Genomic DNA, 15,883 nt, shown 5'->3' with positions numbered 1-15,883 from the left:
TCACGAAGCCCTACCGTCCAGGCCCTATGTGGACAGGCGCTAAAGACGCCAGGAGGATAGGCACGGTAGCGGTAATCGAAGGGTGGCCACATGAAGATTCCGGGTGTTGCCAGCGTCGTCGCTGGCGTCACCGGCGGAGCGGCCCAAGTAGTGCGAGCCGGCGTGTCCACCGCGGCCGGCGCCGCGGGCACAGTGCAGATGTTGGTCAGCCCGGTGGTGGAGCTTGCCGGGCCCGTGGCGCATTCGGTAGCCAATTCGACGGGCCGAGCGTTCGGGATGAACGGCTCCCCCAACGGTTCCCGTAATGGCGTCGCGGCCCCGGTGCGCTGGCAGAGCGGGCACCGGGTGCACCTGGACCTGGATCCGCTGCTGCCGTTTCCGCGCTGGCATGAGTACGCGGCGGTGGTGGAGGAACCGGTTCGCCGGATTGCGGGCGTGGCCAAGGCCCATGTCGAGGGCTCCCTGGGCCGTTTGGTGATCGAACTCTCCGAGGACGCCGACTACGACGTCGTCCTGGACGAAGTGCGGGAAACGGTGGCTTCGATCGCCGACGACGTCGCGTCGTCGGGACCGGGATCGGCGCCCCTGTCCGCGCCATTCGCCGACCCGGGCAACCCGTTGGCGGTTCTGGTACCGCTGACCGCCGCCGCAATGGACCTCATTGCCGTGAGCGCCGCCGTGACCGGGTGGGTCACCCGCCTGCCCGCCGCACCGAAGACCACCCGGGCCGCGGCCGCCCTCATCAATCATCAGCCGCGCATGGTTTCACTGCTGGAGTCGCGGCTGGGTCGAGTGGGCACCGATGTCGCGCTTGCGGCGACGACGGCCGCGGCTCATGGGCTGACCCAAGCGGTCGGCACGCCGCTGCTCGATTTCACGCAACGCACCCTGCAAATCTCCGAGGCGACGGCTCACCGTCGCGTGTGGCGCGACCGGGAGCCCCAGCTGGCCTCGCCCGAACGGCCGCAGGCCCCGGTGGTGCCGGTCATCTCGTCGGCCGGGGCCACATCGCACGCGCCGCGGCACAGCTGGCCGGCCGCGGCGGCGGGTGAGGCTTCGCACGTCGTGGTCGGCGGATCCATCGACGCGGCGATCGACACCGCGAAGGGATCGATGGCGGGCCCGGTCGAGAGCTATGTCGACTCGGCTGCGAACGGATCGCTCATCGCGGCCGCGAGCGCGTTGGTCGCCGGGGGTGGTACCGAGGACGCGGCCGGGGCGATCGAGGCCGGGGTGCCGAGAGCGGCGCACATGGGCCGGCAGGCGTTCGCGGCGGTGCTGGGTCGCGGCCTGGCCAACGCCGGACAGTTGGTCCTCGATCCGGGTGCGCTGCGGCGCCTGGATCGGGTCAAGGTCGTCGTGATCGACGGCGCCGCGCTGCGCGGCGATCACCGCGCCGTGCTGCGTTCGCGCGGCGATGCGCCCGGCTGGGACGACGACCGGGTATATGAGGTCGCCGATGCCCTGCTGCACGGCGAGGAGGCGCCCGAGCCCGATCCCGACGAGTTGCCCGCCACCGGCGCGCGGTTGAGATGGCTTCCGGTGCAAGGCCCGTCGGACACGCCGGCCCAGGGCCGCGAAAGCGCCGACCTCGTGGTCGACGGCGAATGCGTGGGCAGCGTCGATGTTGGCTGGGAGGTCGATCCCTATGCGATTCCGTTGTTCCAAACTGCGCACCGGACCGGGGCCCGGGTGGTCTTGCGCCATGTCGCCGGCACCGAGGAGCTGACCGCGAGCGTCGGGGCGACGCATCCGCCGGGCACGCCTTTGTTGAACCTGGTGCGTGAGCTGCGCGTGGATCGCGGACCCGTATTGCTGATCACGGCGCTGCACCGCGATTTCGCGTCCACCGACACGCTGGCAGCCCTGGCGATCGCCGATGTCGGTGTGGCCCTTGATGATCCACGCGCGGCGACGGCGTGGACCGCGGACATCATCACGGGCACCGACCTGGCCGACGCGGTGCGGATCCTTTCGGCGATCCCGGTGGCCCGTTCGGCCAGCGAATCGGCCGTGCACCTCGCCCAGGGCGGGACGACGCTGGCGGGGCTGCTGCTGGTCACCGGTGAGCAGGACCGAACCACCAACCCGGTCAGCTTCCGCCGCTGGCTCAATCCCGTCAACGCGGCGGCGGCCACCGCGTTGGTGGCGGGAACGTTCTCGGCCACCAGGGTGCTGCGGCTACCCGATCCCACCCCGCAGCCGCTGACCGCCTGGCACGCGCTGGACCCGGAGATCGTGTATTCGCGGCTGGCCGGTGGCGCGCGGCCATTGGCCGTCGAGCCGGGCACGCCGTCGTGGCGACGCCGTCTCGACGACCTGTCCTACACCCCGGCGCTGGCACCGCTGCGCGGACCGATGACCAGCTTGGTGCGGCTGGCGTCGACCACCCGGGCCGAGCTGGCCGATCCGCTGACCCCGATCCTGGCCGTCGGGGCGGCCGCGTCCGCGATCGTCGGCAGCAATATCGACGCGCTTCTCGTCGCGGGCGTGATGACCGTCAACGCGATAACCGGTGGGGTACAACGGTTACGGGCCGAGGCTGCCGCCGCCGAACTGTTCGCCGAGCAGGACCAGCTGGTGCGCCGGGTGGTCGTCCCGGCCGTCGCGACCACGCGACGCCGGCTGGAGGCGGCCCAGCGCGCCACGCGCACGGCCACGGTGTCCGCCAATTCGCTGCGCCCCGGTGACGTCATCGACCTGGCCGCACCGGAAGTGGTGCCGGCGGACGCGCGACTGTTGGTGGCCGAGGATCTGGAGGTCGACGAGTCGCTACTCACCGGCGAGTCGCTGCCGGTGGACAAGCAGGTGGATCCGGTCGCCGTCAACGACCCGGACCGGGCCAGCATGCTATTCGAGGGCAGCACGATCGTCGCCGGGCACGCTAGGGCGATCGTCGTCGCCACCGGCGTCGGCACCGCCGCGCACCGCGCGATCTCGGCGGTCGCCGACGTCGAAACGTCGGCCGGTGTGCAGGCCCGGCTGCGGGAGCTCACCAGCAAGGTTCTTCCGCTGACGCTCACCGGCGGCGCCGCGGTCAGCGCTTTGGCATTGCTACGGCGCGCGTCGCTGCGCCAGGCCGTCGCCGACGGCGTCGCCATCGCGGTGGCCGCGGTCCCCGAGGGTCTGCCACTGGTGGCCACCCTGTCCCAGCTCGCCGCCGCCCAGCGGCTGACGGCGCGCGGGGCACTGGTTCGGGCCCCCCGCACCATCGAGGCGCTGGGCCGGGTCGACACCATCTGTTTCGACAAGACCGGCACTCTCACCGAAAACCGGCTGCGCGTCGTGTGCGCGGTACCGGCGGCGGCCGACGCGCGGGATCCGTTTCCGGCCACCACCGATCCGCAGTTCGCGGCCGTGCTCCGGGCAGCGGCGTGGGCGTCGACGAAACCCCAAGAGGGTCAAGGACATGCGCACGCCACCGACGAAGCCATCGTCACCGCGGCGGATTCGCTTGCCGATCAAGGTGATTCGGAGTGGGCGATGCTCGCCGAGGTGCCGTTCGAGTCCAGCCGCGGTTTCGCCGCCGCGATCGGCACGCTGAGCACCAACGGGTCGGCGCCGCTCCTGATGCTCAAGGGCGCCCCCGAGGTGGTGTTGCCGCGGTGCCGGTTCGCCGACCCGGACACCGACCACGAGCACGCGGAGTCGCTGGTGCGCAGCCTTGCCGAACAGGGCTTGCGCGTGCTGGCGGTGGCGCAACGCGACTGGGAAAACGGCACCACCGACGACGAGGAGACCGACGCCGACGCCGTCGACGCCGCCGCCCAGGACCTGGAGTTGATCGGCTATGTGGGTTTGGCGGACACCGCGCGGGCGTCCTCGCGCCCGCTGATCGAAGAGCTGGTCGCCGCTGACCGCAACGTAGTCCTGATCACCGGCGATCACCCCGTCACGGCACGCGCGATCGCCCGTCAGCTGGGCATGTCCGAGGACGCACGGGTGGTGACGGGTGCCGAGCTCGCCGGCCTGGACGAGGACGCGTGCGCCAAACTGGTCGCCGACGTTCAGGTGTTCGCCCGCGTCAGCCCGGAACAGAAAGTACAGATTGTCGGCGCGCTGCAGCGTTGCGGTCGAGTGACCGCGATGGTCGGCGACGGCGCCAACGACGCGGCCGCCATCCGGATGGCCGACGTGGGCATCGGGGTGAGCGGTCGCGGTTCCTCGGCCGCCCGCGGCGCCGCGGACATCGTCTTGACCGACGACGATCTGGGCGTGCTGCTCGACGCGCTGGTCGAGGGCCGCAGCATGTGGTCCGGCGTTCGTGACGCGGTCACGATCCTGGTCGGCGGCAACGTGGGCGAAGTGCTGTTCACGATCATCGGAACGGCCCTGGGCACCGGCCGGGCTCCGGTGGGGACCCGTCAGCTGCTGTTGGTCAATCTGCTCACCGACATGTTCCCCGCGCTCGCGGTCGCCGTCACCTCGCAATACGTCGAACCCGTCGAAGCCGATTACGGCACCGCAGAGGAGGCCGAAGAGGCGCGGCGCGAACACCAGCGCGCGGTGCTGACCGGGCCTACACCGTCCCTGGACGCTCCGCTGATGCGCCAGATCGTCACCCGGGGCGCCGTCACGGCCGCCGGGGCGACGGCCGCCTGGGCCATCGGCCGCTGGACGCCCGGCAGCGAACGCCGCACGGCGACAATGGGATTGACCGCACTGGTGACGACCCAGCTGGCGCAGACCCTGCTCACGCGCCGACACAGCCCCCTCGTGGTGGCGACCGCGCTGGGCAGCGCGGGGGTGCTGGTCGGCATCGTGCAGACCCCGGTCATCAGCCAGTTCTTCGGATGCACGCCGCTGGGACCCGTGGCCTGGACGGGCGTGCTGGGTGCGACCGGCGGCGCCACCGCGATCTCGGCGCTGGCGCCCAAGTGGTTGGCCAGAACCGTCGGTCTGGATGACGAGGTCGACGATGACGAGGGCCAGGCGTGAGCGACCCGGCCCACTTTCCCCGGCACGACCCGGCGGGCGTCCCCGATGCCGCTGAAGCGCGCGCACCGGGACCTCTGCTGCGTGCGCTGGAATGGCGCACCGGGCTCGAGTACCTGGCCACCCGCCGCGGACTGCGGCGGCACATCGCCGATTGGCCGCGCGGCGACGGGCATCCCGTGCTGGTGATCCCCGGGTTTCTGGCCGGGCCCCTCTCGACGGATCTGCTACGAAATGTCTTGCGCCGCTTGGGATATCGTGTCTACGACTGGGGCCTCGGGTACAACGTCGGCTACCGCGCCAGCATGAAGGAGACGCTGCCGGAACGGCTGCGCCACATCCGCGAAAGGACGGGCGGGCGCCGGGTCAGCATTATCGGCTGGAGCGCCGGCGGAATCTATGCCCGCGAGCTGGCGCGCGCGTTCCCCGATGAGGTCCGATCGGTGATCACCCTGGGCTCCCCGTTCCGTGGTAACCATCGGGCCAGCACCGCCTGGAGGGTATGGCGGCTGCTCAATCGCGGCACCGACGCCACCGACGCCGTCGCGGAATCGGCCCGGAGCCGCCGCGAGCAACCGCTCACCACGCCCACCACCTGTATCTACAGCAAGACGGACGGGATCGTCGCCTGGCAGTGCTGCACCAGCCTCCCGGCGCCGCGTACGGAAAACGTTGAGGTCCACTGCAGCCATCTGGGATACGGCCACAACCTGGAAACGCTGTCCGTCATCGCCGACCGTCTCGCCCAGCCGGAAGACGGCTGGCAACCGTTCCAGCGTTGACGATCCGGCGGTGTCAGTGGTGGCGGATCCAGACCACGATGACGACGACGGCCGCCAGGACCGCCAGGGCCACCGGCACGACGGTGGCGCGTAACCGCACCGGCTCGGGCGCCCGCGCGGTCCCCGGTGGGTCGGGACTGCGGCGACGCGTGGGGTGCACCTCGACCGGCGGCTTCGTCGACTCGGGCGGCTTCGTCGACTCGGGCGGGCTGGTTGACCTGGGCGGGTTGGTTGAGCTGGGCGGGTTGGTTGAGCTGGGCTGGCTTGTGCTGCCAGGCGCGTCCGACTCCCGCGCGGGCACTGCCGCAGCCGGAGGCTGTCGCGGATCGCGGCGGCGCCCGCGCCGGCGCACCCAGGCCTCATCCCCCAACTCGTCGGGAATCAACCACATCAGCAGCCCGAGGTTGACCACCGCCAGGACACCATGCAGCACGACGTCCGCGGCGTGGAACCCCACCGCCGTCGGCATGTCGCGCGACGTGGCGACGGCGCTGAAAAACAACAACACCATGTAGGCCACCGCACTCAGCGCGGTCACCGCCACCGCGGCGCGGCGATGGCTGACCGCCGCAATCGCCGCCACCCCGAACGCCAGCAGGATCGCGCTGTGCGCCGGAGCCGTCGCCAGGCCGAGAACCGGGGCGCCGGTGGGCCCGGCATGCGGATGCAGGGCCGCCGAGACCAGCCCGGCAATGCCGAACGCGCTCACCAGCACGCCCTCGGCCAACAGGTACCAGCGCCCGTTGCGGAAACGCTTCGGGTCCGTGCGAACCCGACGCAACCCCGACGTCAACCCGGGAACGTGCCCCGCCGTAACCGGCATCGCACACCTCCACACGTGCACAGAAGTCTTGCGATGTCGGCTACCCACAAATGGCCGGCACTAACGTTGCGCTACTCGCCGCCGGCGCAGCCTCGCTATGTCTCGAGCAGTTTGCTTCGGATGACCTTGCCGGCGGGATTGCGTGGAATGCTGCTCACGACCTGGATGTCCCGGGGCTGCTCGAAGCGAGAGACCTTGCCCTTCAAGTACTCCCGCAACCCCGCCTCGTCGATGTCGCGCCGCGCGACGATGAACGCCGCCAGGCGCCGGCCGAACTGCTCGTCGGGGACGCCGATGACCGCGGTCTCGGCGACGTCGGGATGGTCGGCCAGCGCGTTTTCCAGTGCGCGCGGATAGACATTCTCGCCGCCCGAGACGATCATGTCGTCTTCGCGGCCGACGATGTAGAGCCGGCCCGAGTTGTCGAGGTAGCCCATGTCGCCGGTGCTGGTCATCCGGTCGATGATGTCCTTGGCGCCGCCCCCGGTGTAGCCTTCCGCGCCCAGTTCACCGCCCACGAAGATGCGACCGGTGACGCGCGGCCCGACCGGCCTTCCGTTCCGATCGAAAATCCGCACCGGGCATCCCGCGACGGGTCGACCCACCGTTTCCGGGGCGTGTCGCAGTTCGATCGGTGTGGCCAGGGCTCCGATGCCGACCTCGGTGGAACCGTAGCCGTTGTAGAGGATGTCGCCGTAGGCATCCATGAATCGACGGGCCAGGCCGGGATCGAGCCGGTCGCCGCTGGATATCACTACCCGCAAGGACGACAACGGGTTTCGCGCCCGCACCCGTTGGGGCAGGTCGAGGATGCGCGCCAGCATGATCGGGACCACGCTCAACGCATCCGCACGCTGCAGCGAGGCCCGCGCCACGGTGGCCTCGGCGTCGAAGCGCCGATGGGTCAGCACGGTGCCGCCCAGGCTTACCGTCAGCATCAGCATGCCGAGCCCCAGGCCGTGAAACATCGGCACCGCCACCGCGATTCGCGACCCGACACGCAGCCCGGTGCGCTCGAGAATTGTCATGCCCACACCGATTCCCGAACTCATCCGCGGTACGCGCGGGACGCCCCGAGGCACCCCGGTGGTGCCCGAGGTGAGTAGAACGAGCCGGCCCGATTCGGCGACTTTGGGCCGCGCTTCACCAGGCGCAGGCTCGACGGTCGCCGGGTCGATCACCCTGATGGATTCGCCCGCGCCGCGTACTTGATCGGCAAATTCGTTGTCGCAGAACACCGTTGCAATCTCGTGTGCGCTCAACGCGCCGGCCAGCGCGTTGACGCGAAACTCGGTGTTCACCAGCACGACGTCGGCGCCGACCAGGGCGGCGGCGAAGGCCGACGCGGCGAAGTTGCGTCCATTGCGGCACATGATCCCCACCGCCTGGCCCGGCCCGACACCGTCGAGGGCAAGCCCGCGCGCCAGCGATTCGGTCTTTTCCTGGAGCTCGCGGTAGCTGATGGCGCCGTCGTCGTCGATCATCGCGGTGCGCGCCGGCCAGCGCGCCGTCGCGACGGCCAGCAGGGTGTAGAGGTTCGTGCCGCCTCGATATACCTCGCGGGCCAGGCGGAACACCCCGATCGGCGCGGGCGGGCTCAGCAGTCCGGATGACAGCAGTGCCCGCGCCGTCGTGCCGACCACACTGTCGGTCATGCCCGATCCTTGCCGCCGGTGTTGGCGAAGAACCGGCGGTGCCACAGCCGGGCGGCGCGCTCGGCGGGCCCGGCCAGCAGCACGGAGGCCAGCTCGGCCGGCCAGAGCCAAGGCGGTTCGTTGCTGCGGGGCCGCTCGATGATGGTTTTGGCGATAGCGTCGGCGGCCTCATCGGGAGACAGACCCGGAAGCCGGCCCAGGATCGGCGTGGGCGCGATCATCCGCGTGCGGACCAGCGCGAAGTAGACCGACGTGACGTTCACGCCGTCGGCGTGCAGTTCCGGCGCCACGCTGCGCAGCCAGCGATCGAATGCCCCCTTGGACGCCTGGTAGGCGCCCCATTGCGGCCCGGGTACGACGCGCGCGGCGACGCTGGACACGTTCACGATGTGCCCGGCGCCGTTTTCGCGCATGGCCGGTAGCAGGCCGAGCAGCAGCCAGATCGGCCCGAGGTAGTTGATGTCGATCGTGCGCTGGAAGTCGTGCGGCCGGTCGTACTGGTGGTGCAGGGAGCGGCGCAGCGACTTACCGGCGTTGCTGACCACGATGTCGAGCGCCCCGTAGTCCTCGGTCACCTGTTTGGTCAGCGCGCTGACGGCAGCCTCGTCGGTGAGGTCTGTTGGGTAAGCGACCGCCTTACCGCCGCCGGCGTTGATCGAGGCCGCGAGGTCGTCGAGCCGTTCCGCGGATCGGGCTACCACCAGCACGGTCGCGCCCGCCGCGGCCAGCCTGCGGGCCGTCGCCTCGCCGATTCCGTAGGAGGCGCCGGTCACCATCACGGTCTTGCCGCAAACAGCCGCGCGCAGCTTGTCGGGATCCGATATCCGCGCCGGATTGGCCAGTCGGTCGGTAGCCCTCTTGACGGCCTCTGCTATTACGTTCACCCTCACCGCATTCACCGAAATGGCTGACTAGTCCTGGTGGCGCGCTGTCGTCCCCACGTTACTCGACTCGTAACTACAGCTACCAGACCGCCTTAGTCGCCGATGAAGCCCTTGTTGCGCATCAGGACGTCAGCCAAAAAGCCGTCGTGCGGGATTTCGGGCGCCGAGTGGAAGGTCGGGTAACGGCCGCGGTACACGTTGGCGACCGTGGGTTCGGCGAGTAGGTCGTCGATCAGCTCGTCGTCGCCCGTGATGGCGGTGACCACCAGCGAATGCCGCAGCGGCTCCACGCCGGCACCGCGTGACCACGGCGATACCCAGACACAGGGGAAGGGCAGCTCGACATTGAGCGTGTCAGCTAGCTTTCCCGAGCCGGGCTCGGCCAACACATGCACGGCCGGACGCAGCGCGGCGGCGCCGTCACCGAGGGCAGCCACCACCTGATCGGCGCCGAGCACCGGCGTCGCGCCCGCCGCCTTCGCCGCCAGATAGCCCGCGATGGCCCGCGCCTTGTCGATCGGTTGGGTGGGCAGAACAGCGCGTTCGTCGTCATTGGGCAGCGGCTCGATCGCCGCCAACCGCGTGGCGATCTGCCGGGCCAGGGGGCCGGGATCGCCCTCGTAGAGCACCGCGGTGGTGTTGACGCACGCCATCCCGCCCAGAGCGGCGATCGAGTCGACGACCAGGTCGATGTGCTCGCGCCAGTCGCGATCGGCCGTGATCAGAATCTTGGCCCGACCCGGCCCGTTGACCATGACGGTCGGATCGTTTGCGTGTTTGTCCGCCACGTCTTGGCCCCCGTAAACCATGGCCAGGTCGGCCGCCCGGACGATCTCGTCCGCCCCGCCGTGGTCGGTGGGCAGATACACCGCGTCTGCGGGGCGAAATCCCGCCTGGCGCAGGGCATTCACCAGCCGGTGCGCGGTCAGTGGCTCGCGACGCGACGGACGCACCGCGACCCGGTAGCCCAGCGCGAGCGCCTGTGGCCACAGGCCGTGCACGCCCGGGCCGTTGCCGGCGGCGTGGACCGCGAAAACTTCGCCGCGCCGCGCCCACACCGCGCCCCCGCTGCGGGCCAGCTCGTCGCGCCAGTCGATGGCGGCACCGAGGGGCCGGCTCGGCCGCACCGCGTCGAATGCCGAGGCGACTGCTGCGGCCACCCCGTGCGCCCCGGAACGGGTGACCGCGATCGGCAGCCCCGAAATCCGGCTGGCCAGCCCGACATACGCCTCGAAGTCCAATCCGGCGATGACGGCGGTGGAAAAGATTTCGGCCGCAGCGGCCAGAGCCGCTTCGCGCCGGGCAGGCGGCAGCGGCCGGACCCTGCGTTGCGCGCTGATGGTGCGCGAAACATAAAGCGGTGGCACGATACTGAGCTCGACAGCCGGCGCTCCGGCCGTGGTAGTGACGACCTCACGGTTGCGGGTTCGATACTCCCCGCTGGGTCCGAGCGCGTCGATTTGCACTAAATCGGCTGTGACACCGGTTATTTCGCCGGCCATCAGTAGACGCCCTCGATGACGGGCTCGCCCTCGAAGGTCGTGACGGGGCGCACGGCGCTGACCGAATCGCTGATTTCCGCCGCGGGCCCGGGCATCCGAATCGCCATATCGCGTTCCACGTTGTTGGGTATGAACATTCCCTTGCTGATGTGGTTCATCACGACCTGGCCGAGCCCGCCATACGGCACCCGTTCTCCGGTGTCAGGATCGACCACCCAGAACACCACGTAGGGCGTGCGCGGATCGAAGACGAACGAATCTCCGTCGGTGCGGGTGACGGCCTGCGACAGGACCATGGTGCTGCCGAAGGCCATCGTGATCGTCGTCTCCGGGAAGATCTCGCGCAGCAGATCGAGGGTGTCGGCGTCGACATGGGCGCCGCTGAGCAACAGGTAGCGGACCTTGGCGTTCACCAAGTCCACCACCTGATCGTCGCGGGCAAGCGCCTCCAGCAGCGGCGGAGTGGTGTGCAGATTTGCGACGTTCTGTGTCCGCAGGATGTCGACGGCCTGCTCGATGACGTGGTCGATGTAGGCCGCGACCTCGGCGCCCGCATTGCGCGCGGCGAGCTTTTTGACCCAGCGGGGATCGATGTCGACCGGGTGGAACACCGACCCGAGGCGCTCGGAGACCAGCCGGGAGAAGTAACCCACACCGTGGGGGCCGCTCGGCATCAGGCACAGGAAGCCGCGGCCCGCCAGAAAGCCCCCCGAAGCGAAGTCCTCGGTTTGCCACTGCACAACTTGGGCGATCCAATCCGGCAGCTGCACAGTCCGTTTCGGGGCGCCGGTGGTGCCGCCGGATTCGAATATCTGCGGCACCGGCACCTGGCGTCCATAGCCGCGCGGGATGAGGTCCTCGACCGGCACGCTGCGCAGCTCGTTGACGAGGTTGGGAAACAGCCGCAGGTCCGCAAAGGTCTTGACGTCGGTCAGGGGGTCGAAGTCCAGCGTCGGGGCTACCCGCAACCAGAACCGTGAACCGGTGTCCTTTCCGAAGTGCCAGCCGATCGCCGCCCGCAGGTAGGCCTCGGGGTCCGGCACGGGCACCGATCGGGGGACGTCCAAGAGCGAAAGGTCAACCGGGACCATGGCATCGATCCTGTCCCATCACCGGCCGGCCCGCCACGCTCGTCCTACCCGCCGGGCATACGGACCCTGAACGTTGTCCCACGCCGCGGCAAAATCCAAGCGACTAGCGGGTTTTCGGCGCGCGGCCGATGCCCTTCCTCAACCGCCGGTGCGTCCGAGTTCGGACGCGACGGCCTCGTTGAAAGCGGGATAGATGTCGTCGTAAGCCCCGCTGCGTTCGGCGAACCGGAACTCCTTGACACGCTCCACGACGATCTCGTCGGCCTGTGGCTGGGATTGCAGGAGCGACATCGTCTCGGTGATGTATTCGTCCAGCGGCATCGCGTTCGGGTCGAATCCGCGCTCTCCCTGCAGCGCGGTCTGCACTTGCGGCGGAATGACTTCGATCACCTGCACGGAGGTATCGCGCAGTTGGAAACGCAGCGACTGGGTGTAGGAGTGCAGCGCCGCCTTGGTGGCGCAGTACGTCGGCGTGAGGGCGCTGGGCACAAACGCAAGACCCGAGGTGATGTTGACTATCGCGGCGTGCGGTCTCCTCAGCAGCGAGGGCATCAGGGCCGAGGTCAGCCGGATGGGGCCCAACAGGTTGATGGCGATGGTCCGCTCGGCGGTGCCCACCTCGCCGTTGATGAGGTCCTCTACCCGCTGAATCCCGGCGTTGTTGATGACGACGTTCAGGTCGGGGTAGCGGTCGGTCAGCTCGATGGCGAATCGCCGGATGCCGGCGGGGTCGCTTTGGTCCAGCGACCAACTCTGCATGCCGGGGTTGGCCTGCGCGACGGTCTCCAGCAGCTCGCGGCGCCGAGCCGCAATGATGACCTGGTTGCCCAGCCGGTGGAACGATTCGGCCAGGCCGCGGCCGATCCCACTGCCCCCGCCGGTGACCAGGACGGTATTGCCCGTCATCTGCATCGCGGTCTCCTCCTTCGGGTTTCGTCACGGTCCGCTCACCCGACCGACGTTGCCGAATGCCCCAATGCGACGCCGTCTAACCATCAAGTTTCTGCCCCGCCGAGGCGCGGGTGCCAGACAGCGTCAAACTGCACGGCAACGCCGAAAGCCTGCTGCGGATCGGTTAAGCGGCGGGGCGGTTGTGCAACCGGCGCGGGTCGACACCGGCGCGGCGCCACGCCGCGGCCGCCCAGGGCGTGTAGACGAACCAGAGCGGCAGCCGGTTGACGACCGGATTCAGCGCACGCACGAACGCCGCAAACCGCTGAAATCGCCTCTCCTTCTTGGCATCCCATTCCAGTTCGCACACCTCGCGCATTTGTGGCGGCATGGTTCCGACCAGAACAAGACGGGTGTAGGCGTTGAGCGGCGCGGACAAGGCCTTCCAGACCGGCTTGGGAATCCAGCGTGGCCCCGGTATCCCCTTGCGGATGTAGCCGGTGCCGTACAGCACGGTTTTGTGGGGCACGAACCGCTCGAGCATGTCGTCCCAATAGGCGACGAACTCGTCATAGGTCTGCGGCTGGTTGCGGGCACTCACCCCGTAGAGGCCGTACCAGACCTTGCCCTCGTTGAAGATCCGCTCCTTCTCCGCCCGCGACAGCCGGCGAATGAAGGTGTCGGTGTTGTAGATGACCTGGTCGACGAACGTCGCGTGGGCCCAGTAGAACAACTCGGGGTTGAGCGCGTGGTACCTCGAACCGTCGCTGATGGTGCCTTTGATCGGCTTGTGGAAATCCCGCACCCTGCGGCCCCACTCATGGGGCGCGTCGGAGTAGACGGTCTTCATCAGCGGAGGTGCGGTCCGCTTGGCCCGGCCCAGCGTGTCGCTGAAAACCACCGAGTGATCGAGCACTCCCTGGGCGAGCTGCTCGATGCAGTTCTCGACGCCGGCCGTGCGCTGGAACCCGAAGAATTGGGTGCGGTGATCGCCGTAGAACTTCCAGATCAAGGAATCGGGCCCCAGCCGCGGCAGCGCGTCGGCGATTTCATCCTCGACGGGCATCGCCACCGCTTCGCGCACCCCGCAGTCGAAATCCTGTCCGGCGGTCATCACAACCTCCTCCCCGTTGTGATACAGAGAAACAAAGTAGTATTTTTGTGTCACGATAGCATCGTCGCGCCGAGACTGCCCTGGGGGTCCTGATTGCAGCGCAGCCTTGACCTCGGTGAAAGGACCGACCTCGAGCGCACCATCCTGGATACCGCGCGAGCGGTCTTCGAGACCTACGGCGTGCGTCGCGCGAACATCGAAGACGTCGCCGCCCGCGCCGGGGTCAGCCGCAGCACCATATATCGGCGCTTTCCCACCAAGGACGACCTGCTGGAACAGGTGGTACGGCGCGAGGCCGAACTGTTCTTCGCCACCCTGGACCGCGCCACCGCCGGCTGCGATCCGCAACAGGCCGTGATCGAGGCGTTCGCGCTCGGTGTGCGTCTGGTCCAGGACTCGCCGCTGTATTCCCGGATCGTCGACAGCGAACCGGAACTGCTCGGCATGTTCTCCCGATCGCACGCGTTTCCGATCCGCCAGTTCGCCGACGGGATCGCACATACCCTGCGCCGATGCGGGGCCGAGATGCCCGAGCTCGACCTGGCCGACATCGGCGACATCCTGCTGCGCGTCGCGCTGGGCATCATCGTCTTCCCCACCGACCGGCTCGACATCTCCGACGACTCGGCCGTCCGCGCCTACGCCGCCCGCTACCTGGTCCCGATCATCGGCCGCTGACGGCTCTTCGACTTGTCGGTGTGCTGAATTAGCCTGGTATCCGTGCCTGGGTTTTCTGGGACACCACGAACCCGATACGCCAGTTGCGGCGACACGGACATCGCCTACCAGATGTTCGGCGATGGGCCGATCGACCTGGTGCTGCTGCCGGGGCCGTCGATTCCGATCGACTCGGTCGACGCCGAGCCGTCGATGTACCGCTTCCACCGCCGGTTGGCGTCCTTCGCCCGGGTGATCCGGCTCGATCAGCGTGGGATCGGGCTCTCGTCCCGGGTGCCCTCGATCGACATGATCGGGCCGAAATTCTGGGCGAAAGACGTGGTCTCGGTGATGAACGCCGTGGGATGCGAGCGTGCCACGGTCGTGGCGCCGGGCTTCACCGCGATGACCGGCCTCGTGCTGGCCGCCGATTACCCCGACCGGGTCAGCAGCCTGGTGATCATCAACGGCGGGGCCCGCACCTTGTACGCGCCCGACTACCCGATGGGCCAAGAACTCGACACCCTCGATCCCTACACGACGATCCTCACCGACCCCGACGCCGTCGAGCAGGGCTTCGACATGCTGCGCATCATCGCGCCGAGCGTCGCCGACGACGACGCGTTTCGCTCCTGGTGGGACACGGCCGGCAACCGCGCCGCCTCGCCGAGCATGGCCCGCGCGATGATCACCACCATCCGGCACTCCGACGTGCGCGACACGCTCCCGCGCATCACCGCGCCGACGCTGATCCTGCATCGCCGCGACTCCGACTTCACCCCGATCACGCACGGTCAGTATCTGGCCGAACACATCGCCGGATCGCGCTTCGTCGAGCTACCGGGCGAAGACACCCTCTACTGGGTCGGCAACACCGGGCCGATGCTGGACGAGATCGAGGAGTTCATCACCGGCATGCGCGGCGGCTCGGACGCCGAGCGCCTGCTCACCACGATCGTGTTCACCGACATCGTCGGCTCCACCGAGCGCGCCGCGGAGCTGGGCGACAACCGGTGGCGCGACCTGCTGGACAACCACGACACCATCATCCGTCACGAACTTCAGCGGTTCGGCGGGCGCGAGGTCAACACCGCCGGGGACGGATTCGTCGCGACCTTCAGCAGCCCCAGCGCCGCTCTCGCCTGCGCGGACGAAATCGTCGACGCCATCCAAGTGCTCGGCGTCGAGGTCCGGGTGGGCGTGCACGCCGGCGAGGTCGAGGTGCGCGGCGCGCTGAAGAACGACATCGCCGGCATGGCCGTGCACATCGCGGCGCGGGTGGGGGCGCTGGCCGGGGCCAGCGAGGTACTGGTGTCCTCGACGGTGCGCGACATCGTCACCGGATCGCGCTACCGGTTCGCCGACCGTGGCGAAAGCGCGCTCAAGGGCGTGCCGGGCCACTGGCAGTTGTGCGCGTTGGTGCGCGAGCGCGCCGTCGTCAACCGTTAACGAAGGTCACATTTTGAGCGGGTCGAAGCACCCGGCCGCTCGGCGTAGGCTGCGAGTCAGGGGCTGCGCCAAATTCGAAGTGCCGACGGCTCCCGGCTCG

The 15,883-nt window shown here is 69.1% G+C and carries 11 protein-coding genes; 4 read left to right on the top strand and 7 right to left on the bottom strand.

All coding sequences use genetic code 11. The features are described 5' to 3' along the window. Window positions 1-90 precede the first annotated feature (90 nt). On the top strand, window positions 91-4,938 hold the full coding sequence (locus tag A5736_RS00200) for a cation-translocating P-type ATPase (RefSeq protein WP_076243875.1): 4,848 nt from the start codon (window positions 91-93) through the stop codon (window positions 4,936-4,938). Continuing rightward, window positions 4,935-5,717, top strand: coding sequence for a triacylglycerol lipase (locus A5736_RS00195; RefSeq protein WP_076243874.1), 783 nt, complete (start codon window positions 4,935-4,937; stop codon window positions 5,715-5,717). Before A5736_RS00200 ends, A5736_RS00195 begins: the two co-directional genes overlap by 4 nt. A gap of 13 nt (window positions 5,718-5,730) precedes the next feature. Here the strand turns inward: A5736_RS00195 and A5736_RS00190 are convergent, their stop codons facing one another. The 7 genes from A5736_RS00190 to A5736_RS00160 all read right to left on the bottom strand — a co-directional run bounded on the left by A5736_RS00190 (window position 5,731) and on the right by A5736_RS00160 (window position 13,677). Next, entirely contained in the window at window positions 5,731-6,540 is an 810-nt protein-coding gene (locus A5736_RS00190; protein WP_076243872.1) for a DUF4383 domain-containing protein, read from the bottom strand. Between the two features lie 95 nt (window positions 6,541-6,635). Continuing rightward, entirely contained in the window at window positions 6,636-8,195 is a 1,560-nt protein-coding gene (locus A5736_RS00185; RefSeq protein ID WP_076243870.1) for an AMP-binding protein, read from the bottom strand. After that, a complete protein-coding gene (locus A5736_RS00180; RefSeq protein ID WP_175611148.1) occupies window positions 8,192-9,079 on the bottom strand; it encodes an SDR family NAD(P)-dependent oxidoreductase in 888 nt (295 codons plus the stop codon). Before A5736_RS00180 ends, A5736_RS00185 begins: the two co-directional genes overlap by 4 nt. A gap of 92 nt (window positions 9,080-9,171) precedes the next feature. Further along, window positions 9,172-10,581 (bottom strand): aldehyde dehydrogenase family protein, encoded by a 1,410-nt coding sequence (locus A5736_RS00175; protein ID WP_076243867.1) that lies wholly within the window; start codon window positions 10,579-10,581, stop codon window positions 9,172-9,174. Then, a complete protein-coding gene (locus A5736_RS00170; protein WP_076243866.1) occupies window positions 10,581-11,672 on the bottom strand; it encodes an AMP-binding protein in 1,092 nt (363 codons plus the stop codon). Before A5736_RS00170 ends, A5736_RS00175 begins: the two co-directional genes overlap by 1 nt. Window positions 11,673-11,810: 138 nt before the next feature. Further along, window positions 11,811-12,584, bottom strand: a complete 774-nt coding sequence (locus A5736_RS00165; RefSeq protein ID WP_076243864.1) for an SDR family oxidoreductase — start codon at window positions 12,582-12,584, stop codon at window positions 11,811-11,813. A 163-nt stretch (window positions 12,585-12,747) separates the two neighbouring features. Next, complete coding sequence (locus A5736_RS00160) at window positions 12,748-13,677, bottom strand: oxygenase MpaB family protein (protein ID WP_076121369.1); 930 nt, start codon at window positions 13,675-13,677, stop codon at window positions 12,748-12,750. A gap of 93 nt (window positions 13,678-13,770) precedes the next feature. On the opposite strand from A5736_RS00160, the gene A5736_RS00155 reads away from it, so the two are divergent. Together A5736_RS00155 and A5736_RS00150 are read left to right on the top strand one after the other, a co-directional pair. Next, window positions 13,771-14,355, top strand: a complete 585-nt coding sequence (locus A5736_RS00155) for a TetR/AcrR family transcriptional regulator (protein ID WP_076243862.1) — start codon at window positions 13,771-13,773, stop codon at window positions 14,353-14,355. A gap of 111 nt (window positions 14,356-14,466) precedes the next feature. Continuing rightward, on the top strand, window positions 14,467-15,783 hold the full coding sequence (locus A5736_RS00150; RefSeq protein ID WP_139333032.1) for an adenylate/guanylate cyclase domain-containing protein: 1,317 nt from the start codon (window positions 14,467-14,469) through the stop codon (window positions 15,781-15,783). Window positions 15,784-15,883 lie beyond the last annotated feature (100 nt).

The sequence above is a fragment of the Mycobacterium sp. SP-6446 genome (assembly GCF_001954045.1).
Classification (GTDB): Bacteria; Actinomycetota; Actinomycetes; order Mycobacteriales; family Mycobacteriaceae; genus Mycobacterium.
Note: the sequence above shows the minus strand (reverse complement) of the source record. Positions and strands in the feature narration are given on the sequence as shown.